22 protein-coding genes and 1 other annotated feature are annotated in these 21,791 nt (G+C 36.0%); of the genes, 19 read left to right on the forward strand and 3 right to left on the reverse strand.

Annotation, left to right across the window (positions count from 1 at the left end; all coding sequences use genetic code 11):
- Positions 1-87: 87 nt before the first annotated feature.
- The 17 genes from J2Z26_RS10835 to J2Z26_RS10910 all read left to right on the forward strand — a co-directional run bounded on the left by J2Z26_RS10835 (position 88) and on the right by J2Z26_RS10910 (position 18,426).
- Positions 88-549 carry an NUDIX domain-containing protein gene (locus tag J2Z26_RS10835; RefSeq protein WP_193539136.1) on the forward strand — a complete coding sequence of 154 codons (462 nt, stop codon included), beginning with the start codon at positions 88-90 and terminating at the stop codon, positions 547-549.
- 64 nt (positions 550-613) lie between these two features.
- Positions 614-814 (forward strand) — a binding site (T-box leader).
- A gap of 46 nt (positions 815-860) precedes the next feature.
- Complete coding sequence (argS, locus tag J2Z26_RS10840; protein ID WP_193539134.1) at positions 861-2,552, forward strand: arginine--tRNA ligase; 1,692 nt, start codon at positions 861-863, stop codon at positions 2,550-2,552.
- A gap of 42 nt (positions 2,553-2,594) precedes the next feature.
- Entirely contained in the window at positions 2,595-2,921 is a 327-nt protein-coding gene (locus J2Z26_RS10845) for a hypothetical protein (RefSeq protein WP_193539132.1), read from the forward strand.
- Positions 2,922-2,988: 67 nt separating this feature from the next.
- On the forward strand, positions 2,989-4,800 hold the full coding sequence (pepF, locus tag J2Z26_RS10850) for an oligoendopeptidase F (protein ID WP_193539130.1): 1,812 nt from the start codon (positions 2,989-2,991) through the stop codon (positions 4,798-4,800).
- Between the two features lie 142 nt (positions 4,801-4,942).
- On the forward strand, positions 4,943-6,157 hold the full coding sequence (locus tag J2Z26_RS10855) for an MFS transporter (RefSeq protein ID WP_193539128.1): 1,215 nt from the start codon (positions 4,943-4,945) through the stop codon (positions 6,155-6,157).
- Positions 6,158-6,953: 796 nt separating this feature from the next.
- Positions 6,954-8,180 (forward strand): DHH family phosphoesterase, encoded by a 1,227-nt coding sequence (locus J2Z26_RS10860; protein WP_193539126.1) that lies wholly within the window; start codon positions 6,954-6,956, stop codon positions 8,178-8,180.
- A 114-nt stretch (positions 8,181-8,294) separates the two neighbouring features.
- Entirely contained in the window at positions 8,295-9,185 is an 891-nt protein-coding gene (locus J2Z26_RS10865) for an ATP-binding protein (protein ID WP_193539124.1), read from the forward strand.
- A 7-nt stretch (positions 9,186-9,192) separates the two neighbouring features.
- A complete protein-coding gene (locus J2Z26_RS10870; RefSeq protein ID WP_193539122.1) occupies positions 9,193-11,109 on the forward strand; it encodes a vWA domain-containing protein in 1,917 nt (638 codons plus the stop codon).
- Between the two features lie 145 nt (positions 11,110-11,254).
- Positions 11,255-12,442, forward strand: a complete 1,188-nt coding sequence (locus J2Z26_RS10875) for an MFS transporter (RefSeq protein ID WP_193539120.1) — start codon at positions 11,255-11,257, stop codon at positions 12,440-12,442.
- 140 nt (positions 12,443-12,582) lie between these two features.
- Entirely contained in the window at positions 12,583-12,798 is a 216-nt protein-coding gene (locus J2Z26_RS10880) for a hypothetical protein (protein WP_193539118.1), read from the forward strand.
- Between the two features lie 19 nt (positions 12,799-12,817).
- Positions 12,818-12,946 (forward strand): hypothetical protein, encoded by a 129-nt coding sequence (locus J2Z26_RS22290; protein WP_264467125.1) that lies wholly within the window; start codon positions 12,818-12,820, stop codon positions 12,944-12,946.
- A gap of 379 nt (positions 12,947-13,325) precedes the next feature.
- Positions 13,326-13,853 (forward strand): hypothetical protein, encoded by a 528-nt coding sequence (locus J2Z26_RS10885; RefSeq protein WP_193539116.1) that lies wholly within the window; start codon positions 13,326-13,328, stop codon positions 13,851-13,853.
- Between the two features lie 126 nt (positions 13,854-13,979).
- Positions 13,980-15,260: an MFS transporter gene (locus J2Z26_RS10890; protein WP_193539114.1), complete on the forward strand. Its 1,281-nt coding sequence runs from the start codon at positions 13,980-13,982 to the stop codon at positions 15,258-15,260.
- Positions 15,220-15,837 carry a TetR/AcrR family transcriptional regulator gene (locus J2Z26_RS10895; RefSeq protein ID WP_193539112.1) on the forward strand — a complete coding sequence of 206 codons (618 nt, stop codon included), beginning with the start codon at positions 15,220-15,222 and terminating at the stop codon, positions 15,835-15,837. The genes J2Z26_RS10890 and J2Z26_RS10895 overlap by 41 nt, the downstream gene beginning before the upstream one ends.
- Before the next feature lie 99 nt (positions 15,838-15,936).
- Positions 15,937-16,338 carry a hypothetical protein gene (locus J2Z26_RS10900; protein WP_227413831.1) on the forward strand — a complete coding sequence of 134 codons (402 nt, stop codon included), beginning with the start codon at positions 15,937-15,939 and terminating at the stop codon, positions 16,336-16,338.
- A gap of 91 nt (positions 16,339-16,429) precedes the next feature.
- Positions 16,430-16,699 (forward strand): Parvovirus coat protein VP1-like protein, encoded by a 270-nt coding sequence (locus J2Z26_RS10905; protein WP_193539110.1) that lies wholly within the window; start codon positions 16,430-16,432, stop codon positions 16,697-16,699.
- A gap of 107 nt (positions 16,700-16,806) precedes the next feature.
- A complete protein-coding gene (locus J2Z26_RS10910) occupies positions 16,807-18,426 on the forward strand; it encodes a thiamine pyrophosphate-binding protein (protein WP_193539108.1) in 1,620 nt (539 codons plus the stop codon).
- A 37-nt stretch (positions 18,427-18,463) separates the two neighbouring features.
- Here the strand turns inward: J2Z26_RS10910 and J2Z26_RS10915 are convergent, their stop codons facing one another.
- Entirely contained in the window at positions 18,464-18,913 is a 450-nt protein-coding gene (locus J2Z26_RS10915) for a PNPOx family protein (protein WP_193539106.1), read from the reverse strand.
- 210 nt (positions 18,914-19,123) lie between these two features.
- Here J2Z26_RS10915 and J2Z26_RS10920 point away from each other — a divergent pair, with 210 nt between their 5' ends.
- Entirely contained in the window at positions 19,124-19,321 is a 198-nt protein-coding gene (locus J2Z26_RS10920) for a DUF6501 family protein (RefSeq protein ID WP_193539103.1), read from the forward strand.
- 360 nt (positions 19,322-19,681) lie between these two features.
- Here the strand turns inward: J2Z26_RS10920 and J2Z26_RS10925 are convergent, their stop codons facing one another.
- Positions 19,682-20,392 carry a hypothetical protein gene (locus J2Z26_RS10925; RefSeq protein ID WP_193539101.1) on the reverse strand — a complete coding sequence of 237 codons (711 nt, stop codon included), beginning with the start codon at positions 20,390-20,392 and terminating at the stop codon, positions 19,682-19,684.
- 330 nt (positions 20,393-20,722) lie between these two features.
- Here J2Z26_RS10925 and J2Z26_RS10930 point away from each other — a divergent pair, with 330 nt between their 5' ends.
- Entirely contained in the window at positions 20,723-20,935 is a 213-nt protein-coding gene (locus J2Z26_RS10930) for a cold-shock protein (RefSeq protein WP_193468798.1), read from the forward strand.
- Between the two features lie 40 nt (positions 20,936-20,975).
- Here J2Z26_RS10930 and J2Z26_RS10935 read toward each other — a convergent pair whose 3' ends face one another.
- The gene (locus tag J2Z26_RS10935; RefSeq protein ID WP_193539099.1) at positions 20,976-21,416 is read right to left on the reverse strand and encodes a cupredoxin domain-containing protein; all 441 of its coding nucleotides are present in this window, start codon (positions 21,414-21,416) and stop codon (positions 20,976-20,978) included.
- Positions 21,417-21,791: the final 375 nt, after the last annotated feature.

Below are 21,791 nucleotides of genomic sequence, written 5' to 3' on the forward strand. Positions count from 1 at the left end.
AATGAATTATAACATATGAATTGGAAAATCACTAGCAATTGGAGTAATACATATTTTAGGAGATTCAGAGATAAATTGGAGGTAACGATGAATAGAACCATTCGAACATCAATTAAAGCATTGATTATTGAAAATGAAAACATACTGTTAATTAAGAAGAAGGATGATGAAGGTTATTATTATCTGTTTCCAGGCGGAGGTCAGGAACATGGTGAAACGATGCATGAAGCACTAAGACGTGAATGCCTCGAGGAACTTGGTTGTGAAATTATGATTGAAGACTTAACGTTCATCCGTGAGTACATTGGTAAAAATCATGAGCATGCCGAATGGGATCAAGATGTCCATCAAAATGAGTATATGTTTCATTGCCATCTGAACAAAGATGTGCCACAGATTGAACCTTCAAATCCTGATGATGACCAAATTGGCACTGAGTGGTTACCTTTAAGTGAAATTGACAGGTTTAGAGTATATCCCCAAGCACTAAAACAATGGTTAAAAGGGGATATTCATAAAGCTCCTATCTATTTGGGCGATATTAATTAGAAAAATTCAACAATTCGCTCTTGCATTCTTCTTTAATTCATCTATAATTGTAAAAAATGGATATTAATCGTCAGTGATGAAGAGAGTAGTTTTATAAAGGCGTAAAGCGAGTCAGGGATAGTGGGAGCCTGATCCAATTTATAGAACGAACCGCACTTCTGAGATGCTGCTTGAAAATAGTAGAGTACGCCGGTCTTCAGCCGTTACATGAAAGTGGTTCAATAGAACAATTAGGGTGGTACCGCGGGTAAATCTCGTCTCTTATATATAGAGACGGGATTTTTTTTATTTTTTAAAAAGGAGAGTTTACGATGGATTTTAAATTAAAAGTCGCTGAGATGATTAAAGCATCAACAACAATTGAACTTGAGGTAGAAGCAATCGCATCACTTATTGAAGTACCAAAACACAAAGCACATGGTGATTATGCTTTTCCGTGCTTCGTCTTAGCAAAAACACTAAAAAAAGCACCACAAATGATTGCGATGGAATTAAGTGGGGAAATAAAAGGTGAACTAATCGAGAGTATTGAACCAGTTGGACCTTATCTGAATTTTCATCTTAACCGTGAATACGTCAGCAAAGAAATTTTGAAAATGATTTTAGCTGCCAATGAAGACTATGGAAAAGTAGCGTTAGGGAATGGCGAAAAAATCACAATTGACTTTTCTTCCCCAAATATCGCAAAGCCATTTTCAATGGGACATCTACGTTCAACGATGATTGGAAATTCACTTGCACTTATTGCCGAGAAATGTGGGTATGAAAGTGTAAGAATTAACCATATTGGAGATTGGGGTACCCAGTTTGGAAAGCTTATTGTGGCTTTTAAAAATTGGGGTAACGAGGAAAAAGTACAGCAAAATCCTATAAAGGAGCTATTCACTCTTTATACTCTTTTTCACGAGAAAGCTGATGAGGACGTAAGTTTAAATGATGAGGCAAGAGCCTGGTTTAAACGCCTAGAGGATGGAGATGAAGAAGCTAGAAGACTGTGGAAATGGTTCAGAGATGAATCTTTAAAAGAGTTTGAGAAAATTTACACACTTCTCGGTGTTCATTTTTCATCAAATCATGGTGAAGCTTTTTATAATGATAAAATGGAGCCAGTCATCGAGCTATTGGCTAAGAAAAACTTGCTTGTAACTTCGGACGGGGCGGAGGTTGTAGAGCTAGGGGAGCTAGAACTACCTCCTTGTTTAATCAAAAAATCTGATGGAGCAACTCTGTATGCAACAAGAGACCTAGCTGCAGCAATGTACCGTCAATCTACGTATCAGTTTGAAAAAGCCTTTTATGTAGTTGGAAATGAGCAAACCTTACACTTTAAGCAGGTCTTTGCTGTATTAAAAAAACTGGGCTTTGATTGGGCTAACGAAATGGTGCACATCCCATTTGGAATGATTCTGAAAGATGGCAAGAAAATGTCAACTAGAAAAGGGAAGGTTGTACTACTTGAGGAAGTATTAAATGAAACTATTTCTTCAGCGAAACGTATTATTTTAGAGAAGAATCCAAGTCTTGAAAATAAAGATGAGGTTGCGGAGCTAGTTGGGGTTGGGGCAGTTGTTTTCCATGATCTAAAGAACTTCCGTATGAATGACATTGAGTTTTCAATTGATGAAATGTTGAAGTTTGAAGGCGAAACAGGGCCGTATGTTCAGTACACTCATGCAAGAGCATGTTCTATTTTACGAAAAGCCGGGTATCGTTCAGGTGAAGGTAACTTTAATGGCTTAAACGATGACTACAGTTGGCAAGTGGTCAAACAACTTCAAGATTTCCCAGCTATTATTGAGAAATCGTTTGATCAGCATGACCCATCGCAGATCGCTAAATATGTCGTCAATCTTTCACAGGCATTTAACAAATTTTATGGGAATGTAAAAATATTAGATGACAAGGAAAACCTTAACGCTAAATTATCAGTAGTTTATTGTGTTACGTTGGTGATAAAAGAAGGTTTACGATTATTAGGAATTAGTGCGCCTGCTGAAATGTAGGTGCACTGAGTTCCTGTAAAACTGAAGAAAGAAGGTGAGTGAATGGAAAAGCGAGAGGTATATTGTGAGGCTTGTAATCGTGAAATCAAGTCTAGACAAGAACTGGTTGTAACTACAATCTTTTTTTCATTAGTTTGCTATCATGATGCATGTTTTTCAAAATCTATAAAGGGTTTAAAAACGTTGTTTGTTAGTAATTCACCGATTAACGGTGTAGCGGGCACCACTTACTCTATTTTTCTATTTTTAGTTGCTGTACTATTTTTCATTTTTAGTCCAATTTATAATATTCTTGCTATCTTAATGCTGATAGTTCCTACTTATCGTGTATTAGCTTGGTTTATGTATGAAAGGTATTTGGAGCCTTAGGTGGATTATTTGCGATAACATCCAGAAAACTGTAAACTTTAGAAAAATAGCTTCATAGGAGGTACACATGTCGACTACTTTTACTAAATTACCAAAGAGAAATGAAATATCTGAAGAGTATACTTGGCGATTAGAGGATATGTTTGCTACTGATCAGGAGTGGGAGAAGCAATTTACACTTGTAAAGGACGCACTTCCGTCTGTATCTAAGTTCAAAGGCACGCTAAAAGATTCTGCTGAAAATATTGTTAATCTTTTTAAATTACAAGATGACTTGTCTATTAAATTAGGTCAGCTAGCGACTTATGCGTTTATGCGAAATGACCAAGATACGACGAACAGTCTTTATCAAGGACTTAAAGCAAGAATTGATAGTTTAGTTTCTCAGTTCTCGGCTGCATTCTCGTTTGTGGTCCCAGAGTTATTGTCTATTCCAGAGAATACTCTATTAAACTATATCGACAGTCATGAAGAATTAAAGGTTTATGAGCATTTAATTAAAGATATTAATCGCGCTCGTCCACATGTATTATCTGCTGAAGAGGAAGCATTATTAGCTCAAGTGGCTGATGTAACAAGTGGTTCTAGAACGACTTTTAGTATGTTAAATAATGCGGATTTAAAATTTCCATCCATTGAAACAGAGAATGGAGACACGGTAGAGATTACCCATGGAAGATATGGACGATTAATGGAAAGCACGGATCGTAGAATTCGAAAAGAAACCTTCCTTGGTCTGAACAGTACATACAATAAACATCGAAATACATTGGCAAGTACGCTAAGTGGTCAGGTTAAAAAAGATAATTTCTTTGCAACTGTCCATGGCTATGAAAGTGCTAGACAAGCGGCGCTTCATAAGCATAACATCCCTGAAAGTGTATATGATACGCTAATTGAAACAGTTGGTGACCATCTACACCTGCTTCAGCGCTATATTTCTCTTCGTAAGAAAATCTTGGGTGTTGCAGAACTAAATATGTTTGACCTTTCGACCCCACTAGTTCAGGATGTGAAGATGGAAGTTTCATATGAGGAAGCGAAAGATTTAGTAATCGAAGGTATGAAGCCTTTAGGTGAGGAATACGGGGAGCTTTTAAAAACAATTTTCTCTGACAGAAGAATAGATGTGTATGAGAATGTAGGGAAAAGAAGTGGTGCGTATTCAACTGGAGCATATGGTGCGAAACCTTATATTTTAATGAACTGGCAGGATAATATCCGTAACGTATTTACCCTTGCTCATGAACTTGGGCATAATGTTCATCGTTATTATACGCAAAACTATCAGCCGTTTGCATATGGGAAATATTCGACCTTTGTGGCAGAGGTGGCCTCCACAGCGAATGAGGCTTTGCTAAATGACTACCTTTTAAAAATAACAACAGATCAAACAAAGCAACTTTATTTGTTAAACAATTACCTTCAAGGTTTTGTAGGAACTGTTTTCCGTCAAACTCTATTTGCTGAGTTTGAACATAAAATCCATATCCTTGCACAAAATGGCGAGCCATTAACAGCGGATACTCTATCAGCATTATATTATGACCTGAATAAGAAGTACTTTGGGGATGAGATTAATGTAAATAAAGAAATAGAAATTGAATGGGCACGAATTCCACATTTCTACATGACGTATTATGTGTTCCAATATGCAACTGGATTTAGTGCTGCAACGGCACTTTCAAAACAAATCCTAGAAGAAGGTGCTCCAGCAGTTGAACGCTATACAGACTTCTTAAAAGCTGGTTGCTCAGATTATCCTATCGAAGTACTGAAAAAAGCAGGAGTAGATATGACAACCGCAGAACCAATAAAAGAAGCATTAAAAGTCTTCGAAGAAAAATTAGAATATATGGAAAGTATTTTGTTGAAGTAACATTTTAGTAAGGGCTTGGAGTTTGCAAGCTCTTTTTTTATTTGTAAAAAAATATCCAAAAAATATAAATTTCGAGTGGCGAAATAGTTGATAACTTGGTATAGTAGGTTAAGGTAATATATTCGAGGAAAGAGGAACAACAATGTGGAAAAATAGAAATGTTTGGATTCTTCTTAGCGGGGAATTGATTGCTGGGTTAGGCTTATGGATGGGAATTATCGGGAATCTAGAATTCCTTCAGCAGCACGTACCTTCTGATTTCTTAAAATCATTAATCCTCTTCACAGGACTACTTGCAGGTGTGTTTGTAGCCCCTTTAGCAGGTAGAATTATAGATTCCTATAAGAAAAAGCCAGTTCTTATCGCTGCAGGAATAGGAAGAATGGTAAGTGTGTTATTCATGTTTTTAGCACTAGAATATCAATCAATTTGGTGGATGGTTTTGTTTATGATTAGTATCCAGCTTTCTGCAGCCTTTTATTTTCCTGCATTACAATCATTAATTCCTATGATTGTACGTGAAAAAGATTTGTTGCAAATGAATGGTGTTCATATGAACATTGCTACGATTGCCAGAGTAATTGGTACTGCCTTAGCAGGGGCAATGCTCCTTATTATGAGTTTACATTCACTTTACCTAGCATCGTTAATTGCGTATGCATTATTATTAGTGGCTACTTTTATGCTGAGAATAGATGAGGAAAGTGTACCTAAGAAACCTAAAATCCCTGGAGAGAAGACGAAGGGTGGCTTTAAAGAAGTTATTCCTATTATTAAAGGTTATCCAATTGTATTAATGACTCTCATCTTAACCGTTGTGCCAATGTTATTTCTCGGTGGCTTCAACCTCATGGTTATAAATATCAGTGAGCTTCAGGATGATGCAACAATTAAAGGACTTCTTTATACAGCAGAAGGTATCTGCTTTATGTTGGGTGCTTTTATTGTAAAACGTATAGCAGATGGGAAAGACCAGTTGAAGCTAATGCTTTTGTTTACGTTTGTTGTCTCAATTTCGCAGTTATCATTGTATTTTGCAGATATAAAAATTATGTCCTTAATCTCATTTGGAGTATTCGGTCTTGCATTAGGCTTTTTCTTCCCAATTGCAGCGACTATCTTTCAAACAAAGATTCCAAAAGAATACCACGGACGTTTCTTTTCGTTCAGAGGGATGCTTGACCGTGTCCTTTTCCAAGTCGTATTATTAGGAACAGGGTTGTTCTTAGATACGATTGGGCTTAAAAACATGGTCCTGGTTTTTGGTAGCCTTTCGTTGGCTTTAGTTTTATACTATACTGTAAGGAATAGTAAAACTCCTATGATTACACAAGATCATACAAATCAACAAGCATGATTTTAGAAGGACTAGAAATAGTCCTTTTTTTATTCGGCCTTTAGTTTTATGAAGATTGCAGCCACAGAAGAAAAGTTGCATAACCCCAGGATTATGAGTCCTCGAAAGGTGAGATTTTTGGAAATGAGGTCACATATATGGTTTTATGAGCCCTCAAACCACGATTTTGATGAAAGTGAGGTCACATAAACAGTTTTATGAGCCCTCAAACTGCGATTTTTATCAAAGTGAGGTCACATAAACAGTTTTATGAGGCCTCTAAACACGGTTTTCATGAAAGTGAGGTCACATAAACAGTTTTATGAGCCCTCAAACTGCGATTTTCATGAAAGTGAGGTCACATAAACAGTTTTATGAGCCCTCAAACTGCGATTTTCATGAAAGTGAGGTCACATAAACAGTTTTATGAGCCCTCAAACTGCGATTTTCATGAAGGTGAGGTCACATAAACAGTTTTATGAACCCTCAAACTGCGGTTTTCATGAAAGTGAGGTCACATAAACAGTTTTATGAGCCCTCAAACTGCGATTTTCATGAAAGTGAGGTCACATAAACAGTTTTATGAGCCCTCAAACTGCGATTTTCATGAAGGTGAGGTCACATAAACAGTTTTATGAACCCTCAAACTGCGGTTTTCATGAAAGTGAGGTCACATAAACATTTTAATGAGCCCTCAAACTGCGGTTTTTATCAAAGTGAGGTCACATAAACTATATCCGTATCTACTTTTATATAATCAATAGTATGAAAAACCTGCTTTATTAAAAAAATAGATAGTAAAGGAAGGGGATTAACGATGATCAAATTATTTACCGATAGTGACTTAGATGGAATCGGCTGTGGGTTAGTAGCCAAGCTTGCTTTTGGAGATGAGGTTGATGTGGCATATTGCTCGTACCGGAATCTTAATGAAAGAGTGGAACGATTTATTGATGATCAAGAGAATAATGATGCTAAAATTTACATAACCGATCTTGCTGTTAATGAGGATGTTGAGAAAAAGCTTGCCAAACGTTTTAAAAACGGGAGTCATGTGCAAATGGTTGATCACCATGTCACAGCCATGCATTTTAACCAATATGAGTGGGGCTTTGTTCAGCCTGAATATGAGGACGGACGTAAGACGTCTGCAACATCTCTCTACTATGAGTTCCTACTTGAGAAAAATTTAATAAAATCTAGCCCGGCTCTAGCAGAGTTTATCGAACTTGTTCGCCAATATGATACATGGGAATGGGAAGTAAACGAAAACACGAATGCAAAACGTTTAAATGACTTATTTTTTATTATCAGCATGGAACAATTTGAAACCGAAATGCTTGAAAGATTAAAAACTCAGGAGTCTTTCTCGTTAAATGACACTGAGAATATGATATTAGATATCGAAGAAGAAAAAATTGAAAGGTACATAAATGCGAAGAACAGGCAGCTAGTTCAAACCTTTGTTGGTGACTATTGTGTGGGGATTGTTCATGCGGAAAGATACCTATCTGAATTAGGTAATGCACTGGCAAAGCTAAATCCACATATTGATTTAATTACATTAGTAAATGTCGGAACAAAAAAGCTTGGTTTTAGAACAATCTATGATCATGTAGATGTGTCAGCGTTTGCAAAACAATTTGGTGGAGGGGGCCATCCAAAGGCATCTGGCGCTACTCTTACTAAAGAAACGTTTGAAATGTTTGTTGTAAACGTGTTTGATCAGCATGCCATTCGAAGAGATGCTCCTAATAATGAGCTAAATGTTAAGGAAAATAAAAAAGGTACGTTCTATGTGAATCGTAAACGTGAATTTAGTAAAATTCATAAAGTGTCAGAACAACCTTGGGCTGTACTTCACAACAACAATTTACTTGAGGGATCATTTGAGACGTTTGACCAAGCGGAGCATTATGTAAAAAGGAACTATGGCTCAGGAATTGCATTTGATAATGAAGTTATTTCACTATTAGCGGAATCATTGAAAGTAAGCGAAGAAGATGTAAGAAAGAGCTATCAAGAATACCTTGAAAAACACTAGTAATGTACAGAAAGAGACCGGCGTTGTATATGCAGCACGGTCTTTCTTTTGCGAAAAATAAAGGATTTGAGTACAATTAACAGATGGCAAATGTGATTAAAGGAGTTTTTATAGATGACAGTAACAATACAATCATTAGGATTACCTAACCATATAGTAGATTTAATTAAAAACAGAAAAACAGGAACCATATCAAAGGAAGATGAACTGCTAATTGGATCAGGAGGATACACTCCAGCTGAGCCATCTGTTATTTTCGATGCAATTATTGCACTTTCTCTTGGAAAAAACGTACTTTTAAAAGGTCCAACTGGTGCTGGGAAAACGAAATTGGCTGAAACGTTGTCTAACCTATTTCATCAGCCGATGCACAGTATAAATTGTTCGGTAGATTTGGATGCTGAAGCCTTATTAGGATTTAAAACGCTTAACCAAACAGAAGGTAAAACGGAAATAGAATTTATTCCTGGTCCGGTCATTAATTCAATGACAAGCGGACATCTTCTTTACATCGATGAAATTAATATGGCAAAGCCAGAAACCCTTCCTATTTTAAATGGGGTATTAGACTATCGAAAAATGATTACAAATCCTTTTACAGGTGAAGTAATTCGGGCGAAAAATAGCTTTGGCGTAATTGCAGCTATTAATGAGGGATATGTTGGAACGGTTCCGTTAAATGAAGCATTGAAAAATCGTTTTGTTGTCATAGATGTTCCTTATATCCAAGGGGCTGCTTTAAAAAGTGTGCTTGAGGAACAAACTCAGCTAAAGGATGAAAAATTAATAAATGCTTTTGTAACCTTATCGTCTGATTTAATCACTCAAGTTCGTAGTGGACAAATTTCAGAAGAAGCGGCATCTATCCGTGCATTAATTGATACATGTGATTTAGCTGTTTTTATGCCACCAGTACGTGCAATTCAGCGAGGAATTGTCGACAAACTAGAGGATGATCGAGAGAAGTCTGCCATTATGAACATAGCCGAGACATTATTCGGGTGAGTAACTTATGAAATTTATTCAATTTAACGATAAAAAAATAGACTCGTTTCTCTTTATGCAGTTATCTGATTTGGCAGTTACTCTTTCAAAGATAGAGGATTTAGAGGTTGAGTATGCTTTCAAATCCTATTATGATCCTATACAAAACAAGCTTTTTATCAGTCATTTTTGGGATAATCGCCCCTACCATGACATGGTAAATGGACTGAAAAGTGATATATATTTACGAAGTATTGGAAGTAAAAATCACTCTGACTTTTTAGAAATAGATAGATATATATCTAGCATTAAAAACTATAAAATCCAAAGCTTTGCAAAGCAACTATTCATGGTTAGTGAGGATTTACGACTAGAGGAAATCTGTAAGCGAGAACGGCCAGGAACAAAGCAGACCTTCCAGATTCGAAGAGGAATTTATCGGAAATATTTTAGGGATCAGTTGAATGTTAACATACAAAAGGCGGTATATACAGATTCCTTATTTAATGCAATCTTCTTATTACTTACTTCAGATTCACCTCTTGAAGAAATTCCGTCTATTAATGAAGACATTGACCTTGTACTTCCTTTTGTTAGAAATGAAGTGACAAAGTTTTTTGAGGTCAATTCAACAAGAGAGGTAACTAGACTTTGTATAAATCTAATCGAAACTCTTGATGAAGTACTAACAGAAGACATGCTCAATATGTATTTTCATTTACCTGAGCTTGAGTATGACTTAGTTGAGTTAGGGATTACTTTTGATGAGTTAAAACGAAAAGATAAGTTAAAAAACAATGATATTTTGGAGAATGTAAAGGAGGGAGATGAAGATATACATGAAGAAAAACTCCCGACTTGGCATCAAGAATCGGAAACAACAACAAAAAGTTTTCTACAATTTGACCTCGAACAGGGAAGCCAAACAGACCTTTTAGGTGAAGGAGTTCGTGAAGGTGATACAGGAGATCAAGCTCTAGGGATGGTTCAGGGGTCTTCTCAAAAAACCTCTCGGAATGATTACTCAAAAATGGAAGCCCTTGAAGGTAACCGTGAAGCAAAGGATGGTCAATCTTCAGGGGAGCATGGGAAAGAAAATAAATTTGCTTTTACAGTAAATAAGTACCCTGAAAAGCCGACGATTGAAGAAATGAAGCAATATGACCATCAAAAGGCAAGTGTTTCTTCTTATCAGAAGAAATTAAAGCAAATGATCCAAAAAACGTTGGAGCACAAAAAGAATCACCCACGTGGTGACCTGCATTTTGGTAGGTTGAGTAAAAAGTTAATCCGAATGTTAACAGATGATAATCCAAGACTATTTTATAAAAAAGATCAAATATCACCGCAAATCGACGCTGTGTTTTCACTATTAGTAGACTGTTCTGCATCTATGTATGACAAAATGGAAGAAACAAAACTCGGTATTACCTTATTTCATGAAGCGTTAAAAGGAATATCTGTTCCTCATCAGGTTGTTGGCTTTTGGGAAGATACCAATGATGCGACTGCAACGAAACAGCCGAATTATTTCTATCATGCCATTGATTTTCAATCGTCCCTAAAAACCTCAAGTGGCCCGGAAATTATGCAACTTCAACCAGAAGAGGATAATCGTGATGGTTACTCAATAAGAGTTGTTTCTAAAAAATTGCTTCTTAGAAACGAGAAGCAAAAGTTTTTATTAGTCTTTTCAGATGGTGAACCGGCTGCCTTTGGCTATGAGCAAAATGGAATTGTTGATACCCATGAAGCTGTAGTAGAAGCGAGAAAACGGGGAATAGAGGTAATCAATATTTTCCTAGCAAACGGTGAGATTGATGAAGGTCAACAAAAAACGATTCAAAATATTTATGGGAAATACAGTATTGTTGTACCTGATATAAATGAACTTTCTGATGTATTGTTTCCTCTTTTGAAAAAGCTTTTATTGAAGAGTATTTAAGACCTAGACTCTGTTTGTCTAGGTTTTTTTCTGTAATTGACCTTTGAAATTTTTGGATATTTCGGTATAATGATAAATATTTAGGAAAACGAAATATTAAAAGAAGGTGTGCCTCATCGATTATTCAAAACGAAATTTAGTCATCATGTGGACAGCAAATTTTTTCATTGCTGGTAGTTTAACTATGATTCTACCATTCTTGTCTCTGTATATTGAAACCTTTGGAGACTTTTCAAGTGAGTATGTACAGAGATGGTCAGGTCTGGTGTTTGGCGTTACATTTGTTACTGCGTTTATTTTCTCGCCAATTTGGGGCCGAATTGGTGATAAATATGGTCGGAAAAAGGTCCTCATCATTTTAGGATTTGGATTATCGCTGTGTGTGTTATTAATGGGATTTGTGTCATCTGTATTTTGGCTTTTAATTCTTCGCTTATTTATGGGGTTGTTTGCTGGCTTCATATCGATGTCTCAAGCATTGATTTCAACTCAAACTCCCAGGCACATTGCAGGTAAAGTGCTAGGTACATTGCAGACAGGTAATGTATCAGGAGGTTTATTTGGCCCATTAATTGGTGGTTTGCTGGCAGATTCAGTTGGATTTCAATACACTTTTCTTTTAACTGCGGTTACGACAGGTATTGCTGCAACACTTGTTGTCTTCGGAGTGCAAGAAATAAAAAATCCAAAGGAAGCCAAGGAAAAGAAATATTCAGGCAAAGAAGTACTACGCTATATTTTTACAACTCCGATGTTATTAATGATCATGTTAATCTCATCAATCATTCAAATTGCTAATTTTGCGATTCAGCCTTTACTTGCTTTATATGTAGGTGGGTTAAATGGAGTGGCTACAAATATTGCATTGTTATCAGGTGTCGCATTTTCAGCTACCGGTCTGGGAAACTTATTTTTCACTAGACAGTGGGGTAAAATTGGAGACCGGATCGGCTATGAGAAAGTAATGATGCTTTTATTACTATTGTCTGCACTCATTTACTTACCACAAGCGTTTGTAACGAATATATGGCAATTAGTTATTTTAAGATTTATTTTAGGAACAGTCATCGGGGGCTTGATACCTTGTAGAACAGCGTATATACGCCAGGTTGCTCCACTTTCAATACAGGGAGAAGTGTTAGGTTATAACGCGAGTTTTAGGTTCTTTGGAAATGTAATAGGACCAGCAATGGGAGGAATTCTAGCCGGGTTTATGGGAATATCATCTGTGTTTTTTGTAACAAGTAGCTTGTTTATTGTAGCTGCAGTCTTACTCTATTTTGCAATACAAAGGCAGCCTGTAACTATTAAAGGAAGAGAAGTAGAAGGCTAGTCTTATAAGCTTTGAATCTGTGTGAAACGAGTAGAACCTATAATGGTTTTACTTGTTTTTTTTATAAATAGACCTTTAAAAAGGAAAAATATGCTAGAGTATAAATATTGAAGGCTTTGGTTATAGAAAGGGTGATTTTTTTGAAGCGAAATATCCTAAGAGTAGTATGGATTATTCCAAATGTGTTTTGTTATTTAATTACCCTAGGCCTAACAGTATTGGTGTACATTAATTTTGAAGGATTGCAGGAGATAAATAGATTAGTTGTTTATATCGTTTTCATTATTCTATTCTCAATCGTTTCGGTCCAAGGAAGTTTTCGTATTTTAAAATGGATATCAGAAGGAAAGTTATAATTAGAATTTAGGAGGCGCTATGAAGAGTTTACGTTTATTCATTTTAGGTAGTCTTATAATAACATTGCTTTCAGGTTGTGCTTTCTTTGAAAGCGACTGCGTCTGTACGGATGAAGTTGAGAACCCGACAGAAGAATCGGAAAGATAAGCGAACCGTGATGTTATTATTAGGAACTTTTCATAGAATCGGTCGTAAATAAAGTAAGGGGGGATAGTATTGACTCGTAAAGTACGTAATATTATTAGGTTTCGGACTTTTTCCCTTATTTGTTTGTTCATTTCGTTAGTTCTAAGTTTATTTGGAACAATGTTTAGTTTAGACCTTCTTAGCATCATTTCATTTTTCCTAATTTCTGTATTTCTAATCATCTCGTTTATACTTTGGCGTTGTCCCTCATGTAAAGTAAGATTACCACTAAGATTTGACAAATATAACGATTTTAATTATACGTATGTTTGTCCACATTGTAAGACTAGGTTTTATGATGATGGTACTATGGAAGAGAAATAGTAAGGAGAGGATAAAATTGAAGATTAATAATGATATCTGGATACTTACCGATTTACTCCATTTTATTAAAAAGAGAAAGGCCTTTTTTATTATAGGTTTTCTAATCGTAGGAACTTTTTTGATATTCGAGTGGGATAAATACTCTTCCTTCGAGAAACGTGTTGCTAAATCCTTACATGAGGATACAATCATTGAAAGTATGACAATTCGGATATATGACATGTCTAAAAAAGATGACTTTTTTCCAGAGAGAAAAGCCTGGGTAACAATTAAAGATCAGGAAACAATAAACGCAGTATTAGAAGATTTTTCAGGCTTGAAATTGAAAAGAGACGAAGATGCACGAAGACAGGTTAGAGAATATGAAATTAAGTTACTCGTTACAAATGAAGTAAAGCCAGATTTATTAGTGACTAAAAATATATATTTAGAAGTTGATGAACATTATCTCGAGGACTACAAAATACTAGGTGAAACTGAGCATCTGAAAACAATTAAATCTTTGGAGGAAAATGAAGAAATTAAGTGGGAAACGAATGAATAGAAAGTGAAGGTCTGAGAATATTCTCAGGCTTTTTTTTTTATTTTTGGGCTTGAAACTGACACGCGTGTCGTTTATAATAATAAAAAACGACATACGTGTCAGTTAAAACCAGGGGGGAAGATATTTATGACAGTAGATCAACCGTCCCAAAGTCTATGGAAAAACAAAGCATATTTAAGTTTAATTGCTTCTCAAACGATATCAGCTTTAGGTGATTGGTTAGATATCTTAGCCGTACTAACTTTAGTGGCAGTAAAATGGAATGCTTCACCAATGGCCGTTTCATTTTTAATGCTTTGTTTCGTAGGACCAATGATCGTATTAGGGCCATTTGCTGGGAGTCTAGCGGATAAATACGATCGAAAAAAGATCATGATAATTTCTGACATTGCATGTGCGGTACTAGTTTTGGGAGTGGCCTTTTCTTCAACCTTATGGCAGGTGTATCTTCTAGTCTTCCTAAAAAGCTGTTTTGTAGCACTGTTTATGCCTGCTAAAAACGGGAAGTTAAAAGAGATTGTTCCAAATGAACAAATACAGCAAGCAATGGGTATTAGTAGCATAATCGACAATAGTGCAAAAATCCTTGGACCAACTCTTAGCGGGGTTTTGGTAGCATCTGTAGGAATTCAGTGGGCTTTTTACTTAGATGCCATTTCATTTATACTATCAGCAATACTTTTATACGGGGTACCAAAAACGATTCATTTACTAAAAGAAGAGAATAATGTTCTAAAGACGAAAGAGTCTATGGGAAGCTCGATAAAGGAGGGCTATTTATTTCTTAAAACATTCCCATCATTATTACTAAGCTTGTTTCTATTTAGTCTAACGATGTTGGTTCTACAAATGGCCGATACCCAGATAATCGTACTACTAAGAGAGATGTTTATAGATCCAACACAGGTTACTGGTTTTACGATGGCTGCAAGTGGTCTTGGGATGATTGTGTGCTCGATTGTTATTACAAAGGTAAAATTACCTTCAGTTATCGTAACAACTTCGATAGGAGGCATGGGGGTTGGTCTAATATTTGCACTCATTTCAGTATTAGCTCCATTTGATGAATCAATTTTGATATGGCTTATTCCAACTCTTGGTTTTATTGGTGGCTCATCATTTGGATTGGCATCCATACCATTTCAAATCTCTGTTCAAACACAAACACCGGTTACGAAAACAGGGAGAGTGTTCGGTACAATAGGCAGTTTTACAACTCTTGCTACGATTATAGGAATGACACTGGGTGGTGTTTTGTCACAACTAATTGGTGTTGTCGAGACATATATCATTTCAGGATGTAGCTTATTTCTACTAGGTTGTATTACTATAGTATATAAGAAGAAAATTGAAAGTAGGGATCGTCATGTCACCGAAAGTGACGGAGGAATACAAAGAGGAACGTAAGAAAGAGATTTTAAAGGCAGCCTTTGAAGTTTTTTGTAAAAAGGGATTTGAACCGACTACGATGAAGGATATTGTGGACGCAAGTGGATTGAGTCGTGGTGGGGTATATCAATATTATTCAAGTACTGAGGAAATGTTTAGAGATATTATTGATCGAAATGATAAGGTTGGAAGAGAAGAATTATCTAAAGTAGTAGGTGCCTCAGACTCGGTTTGGAAGGTGATAAAGGATTCAGTGAACGGTTATCGAGAAGTTCCTACTACTAATTTTGCGATTGTCCAATTTGAGTTTGCTGTAATAAGCTGGCGAAGCGATAGTGAAGACCGATTTGATTATATTTTAAATAGATTAAAGTTCTGGCGTAAGAATTTAGTCGACTTGATAAATGAAGGTGTAAAAAGAGGAGAGTTTCACCCAGTTCAAAAAGTAGAAGCAATTGTGGATTTTATGACTAATGTTTTTGATGGTCTAATTCTACACCACCATTTAGCAGGAGCAAGTGAGATAGATGTTGATGGGCAGGTTGATGCATTGTTGTTTTACTTAAAAAATGTACTACAAGTTAAAGAGGATTAAAAGCTGTTTATTCATTAACAGCTTTTTTTTTATGCGAACGTATATTTCCCCATACTCGTTCATAAGATGGAAGAAATGACAGTAATGGGGTGGTTGGAGTTGAGTAAAATAAATTCTAGTAATACAATTCTATCTGAAGAGTCAATCGGAAGATATTGCCAGCTTACAGAAGAAGCTAAGAAAATTGATAAGGAATTAAAGGAGTTAAAACAGCGTATTAATTTGTATTTTGATGAAAGTGTCGGTGTGAATGAAAAAGGTGAAATTACGTTAGGGGATTATAAAATTACCAGGCAAATACGCAATAGTGAGAGCTATGATGATGTGAAGACAGTTGAGAAATTAGAAGCATTAAACTTAAATGATTGTATTGAATATGTAAAGAAGCCTGACCCGAAAAAAATTGAAGCTGTCATTACTTTGGGACTTTTAGATAGCAATGTTTTAAGTGATTGTGTAAATCATAAAATCACTCAGGCAATTGTAGTAAGGCAAAAATAGTTTTAGATAATTTAGTAGTTTAATAGCCCTTCCAATTCCTACTTTTAAACATAACTTAATAGTAGTAGGATTTTTTTAGGAGGGTTAACGAATGCATAGGAGAAGAAGACAAGGTCTATGCTTAGGAGGATATAGATGGTGTGGACCTGGTTGTCATGGTCCCGGAGCACCAGTAAATGGTGTTGATTCATGCTGTCATAAACATGATCTATGCTATCAAAGATATGGGCCTTCATGTAGATGTGATAAAGAGCTACTAGGTTGTTTGCGCTCAAGACAACATGTACGAAGTAGAGAAGGAAGAGATGCCCGTTTGTTTTATGAATTTATGAAATTAAAATACATGTTCAACTGTAGATAGGGAGTCGATCGTGACTCCCTTTTATTTTTTATTTATCGTATATCTTATTTTTTACTAGAGACATTAAATATATAAAGTTTTAATGAAAAGGGGCTAGAAGAGAATCGATGAGTCAAACAGCGAAAAATGTGGCAGAGGTATTATTGGATCAATTAGCTAACAGAGGTGTAAAAAGAATATATGGAGTAGTAGGTGATGCCATCCTAGGATTCATGGATGCTATCGCCAAACAAAATAATATTCAGTTCATTGCTGTTAAGCATGAGTCTGTAGCTGCAATGATGGCATCAGCTGAAGCTAAGCTAACAGGAAAGCTTGCTGTATGCACAGCAACTATGGGACCAGGCCTTGGTAATTTACTCAACGGTTTAGCTGATGCGCATATGGATAAGGCACCTGTATTAGCCATAACTGGACAAGCACCTACTAAAAAAATTGGAACAGATTTCAAGCAATACATAGACCAACAAGAGTTCATTAGGCCTTTAGCTACATATACTACTCTACTTTCACATCCAGATGCAATTACAGATATTGTTTGTAAAGCTGTACATACTTCATTGACATTGGGAGCAGTCACTCATATTTCCATTCCAAAAGATATGTTTTCTTTTCCTACAAAGGCTTACGTTCAAAATGAAGCAAAACTGGTGAGAAGCAGCCCTCAAGTCAATGCTGACGATCTGCAAGAAGTTTTCTCTATCCTCTCGTCAGCGCGTCAGCCTATGATTCTTGCGGGTGTCGGAGCAAAAGGCGCAGAGGAACTAATTCAAGATTTGGCTGCTAAATGGGGATCGGGAATACTCGTTAGTTTAGGTGCAAAAACGTATTTTGCAAATGCTACAGATCATCTTCTAGGTGGAATCGGTCAAGGGGGTAACCCATATGCTGATGAAGTATTTAAACAGGCTGATGTCGTTCTTTTAGTAGGGGATACATGGTGGCCTGAGGGGTATGTCCCAGCAGAGGCTAAAATAGTCCAAATTGATTTAGCACAAGAGAACATAGGAAAAGGAATTCCAGTAGAAATTGGTGTTCTTGGTGATGCAAAAGAAACACTTACGCTTTTGTTAAATGAGATGGCTGGCAACTCTCCGAATCAAGATTGGATACAGACATGTTTAAAAGCAAAACAACAATGGGATATTAAAAATGAAGAAGAAGGTTCGGAAACAGGAACACCTATCTTCCCAGCTAGAATTGTACGGGCAATTGAAAAATGTGTGGCAGACGATGCAATTCTTTCCATCGATACAGGTGATGTTACGGTTTGGATGAATCGTAACTTTAGACCTAAGAATCAAACTTTTTTATTTTCCGGAAAGTGGAGAACGATGGGGTTTGGACTTCCAGGAGCACTAGCAGCAAAACTAGTTCAGCCTGATAAACAGGTAGTTGCGATAGTAGGTGACGGCGGATTAGAAATGACCTTAGCAGACTTGCTAACGGCTGTAAGATATAACTTAGATATAACGATCATTGTTTTTAATAACCATGCGCTACAGATGGAGAAAGATAAAATGATTGTTGGTGGCTATAAGCAAGAAGGGGTGGATTTAACAAATCCAGACTTTGTGGGAATTGCTGAGGCTTGCGGACTTAAGGGGTATCAGGTCGAAAATGACAGTGATCTTGAGAATACTATTAGTGAAGCATTACAGCATAAAGGTCCTGCATTAATCGATGTGACTACAGCCGCTGTTGTTCATCCAGAAACAAAAAGTTAGAAAAAGGGCAACAAGGTTAACTTGTTGCCTACTTTTCTTATTGTTTTAGCATTTCATATACTTCGGCATCAAGCTTTTTAGCAAGCTCTTCGTTGTACGTTTTTACATACTCTGGCTCACTCGTGATTTGACCACCGTAGAAGATAATATCTTCAACCTCTTCAACCTCAACAGTTACCACTCGATATTTCATTGTTTTTTCAATAATCTCGGAAATTGATGCATTTCCTCTAATGGAATAGCAGCTACCTGCACCAATGACACCAAGGGTAATTTCAGGGTTTGCTTGAATATTGGTAACGCTTGTGCCTTTATGTCCTAATGCAAACTTAATAACTTTACCGCCTTCATGAGCTACTAACCAAGAAACAATAGTTAAGTTAGGCTTTTTTGTCTCAGCATCCATTGTAACCAAGGAAACAATTTTCTCTCCTTGAAGTAAATTTACTAATTCTGGGCTTAACGTAGTTGTATTATTATTACTCAAAATGTAAAACCTCCTGATCAAAATTGGTAACACTTACCTATGTCACACTAATGGCTTCTATTGTAATAAAATATTGTGAAAATAGAAAGTGATTTGCATTCCTACATTTAGACTTCCCCAAATCAATAAAATGTGTGCGGAATAACGCTTTAAAATTATGGACAAATAGTATAGAATCAATAGTAAAATAATAACGAAGGAGTGGGATTCATGATTCATAAAAATTGGTTAGACAAACCAACCATTCGTAAGGTGAAATGTGTACATACAAATGCAGCAAAATATATGGTAGATCGTGCTTTAACAGCAGGGCAAGAGTATGATTTGAAAAATGAAACAGAGGAGTTTTACTTTATCGTTGATAACACTGGTAAAGTTGGCGGGTATTATAAAGAATATTTTGCTTAGTTGTGCGGTAGCCTGGGTGGCTGCCTTTTTATGTGCCCTGATAAAGTGAAAAACTTGGTTTTGGGGTCACGTAAATCCAGTTTATGAGCCTTTATTTACTGAGTTTATAGATAGGGCGGGTTGGTAAATTCATTTAACAGCCAATATTTATAAGGTCGATAAATCCATTTATCGGCAAATATTTTTAAAAATATAGGATTTATAGCTCGATAAATCCATTTATCGGCAAGTATTTTCGAAAATCTAGGATTTATAGTTCGATAATTCAAATTATCAGCAAATATTTTTGAAGATCCAGGGTCTATAGGTCAAAAACCAAAAAATGGCCACCCTCAAAGTGGCCACCATTAACCTAAAAGCTTATTTCCGTGTATTCATACTACTTAAATACTCACTAACCAAATCTATGATATAGGAAGCTTCTTCTTCTTTAAAAATAAGCAAGACTTCCTCTTCCGTTTCTTCTCCGTTTTCTCTAGTAATCGTGTTTCTTAAGAGAACACCATCACCGGTATCTGTTAGTTTGCCTAAACGATAAGAAATGGCATGCTCGACGTTTTGATATGGATTGTTGTCTTCAATATGAATATATTTGTCATTTGAAATCCATTCAATTTCGTCTTCAAAATCCTCATCTTGCTCATCAAAGACATCGCCTTCGTAAACAGAATCACCTTCGTAAATAACATCACCAAACATATCATCATCTAGAACATCATCCTCGTCTTCTTCAAGAAGATCTTCGTACTCATCATCGAATTCGTCTAAGTACTCATGGAAGGCTGCATGGATGAAACTTAACATTTCATCGAGATTTGAAAATAATACTTTCGCGTGTAGTTCCGCAACTTCGTCAAAATGATAGGAATAAAACTCTTGATTGATCGTGTCAAAGTTGATGACACAAAACTCATAAGTTTCTTCTCCTAAATCAACAGAGAAAATAAAAGAAGGATGCTGTTCAGTTGTATCCGTATCAAATAGAAGCTCAAAATCCTCAAATCCTTCACATACATCTGGTAGACTTACTCTTACTGCATTTTCCATTCTTGAAAACCACTCTAAACTCATGAACACTCCTCCTTAAGTTACGATATGTATCGTTCTCCATTTTGCCCAATTTCTACTATTCTCATTCTGAAAATGTCAAATAGAAACATTTGGAAAACGAATTGTTTGACTAGCTTGTGAATTATCTGTATAGTTATATGTATAAATATCTATCGAATTAACTAAAATAAATTTGTAGCAGATTCACTTATTATAAAAAGTATAGTTTTGGGCTTTTTATAATGTGTGAATTTTTTTCTTTACAAATTTGGTAATGTAGGTAGCCATGGGTCTGGTATTAAATTTGTTGCTATCCAACGTTGTTTTTTTGGTAGCTTGGAGGGATTAATTATGGCATTTGGTAGAAAATTTGAAGAAGAAGTAGTAAAAGTTGAAACAAAAGTTTGGGAATGTTCTTCGGATGAGTGTAAATGTTGGCTGCGAGATAATTTTAAAAGCACGGAAATTCCAGCTTGTCCATTGTGTAACAGTGAGATGGTAGAAGCTACTCGAGAGCTCCAAGCGCTTACAAACCATAGTGCTATTAATAAAGCTACAAGCTAAAAAAGGAAAGCTCGGATACTCTTGTCCGAGCTTTTACTATTTAATCAACAACAATATAAGCAATCATTGGTCCATTGTGTGCAATATCTTCGTGTGTTAGACAGATTAAGCGATAAATTCCCTCTTCATCAAACTTTAGATTGAGGATGGTTTCCTTACCCTTTGTTACTGTCCCTTTGATGTCAGTGCCTTCAATGATGAATGGATGTTCCTTGCCATTCACTCCGTAAATACTTAACTTTACGTTTTGTCCCTTTGGAATATAGATTGTTCCTGGGTCCCATCGATAAGCTTCTATTTCCTTTCCGTCTTCAGTTTTACTCTTAAATTCCCCAGTCACCATATTAATGACAAATTCTTGGTTTTGGTCTTGGGCAGTAGGCAAGGTTTCACGATCAACCACATACCAACTTGTAATGGCGGCTAGAAAACAGAATGAAACAAACATAATCCATTTTTTACTTATGTACACCAGCTTCATTTAAAAATCACCCCTAAGCATGTCTTAACTTTCTTACTAGTATGTATATGCATGTACAATTGGAAAACTTGTCTATTTTAGGAAAAAAATCTAGACAAATAGTTAATAGGTAGGTTATATTATGAATGAATAAAATTAAAAGGAGAATGTTTGTATGCAGGGAGTCGTTCTTAACTAAGTAATTTCATAAATAAACTATTTTTCCACAAATAACGTCCTAGGGTCGTCTTATTTGCTATGGTTAAAAGTTTATTGTTAAGAACACATTGCGTAAAACATTCGATAAAGAATTAGATGAGACGCTGTGCTTGATGTACAGTTTTTTGTATTTTAATAAGATTCCATGAGAAGGACTATTCTCTTGGTTTATTTGAA

The organism is Cytobacillus luteolus (assembly GCF_017873715.1).
Lineage (GTDB): Bacteria > Bacillota > Bacilli > Bacillales > Bacillaceae_L > Bacillus_BV > Bacillus_BV luteola.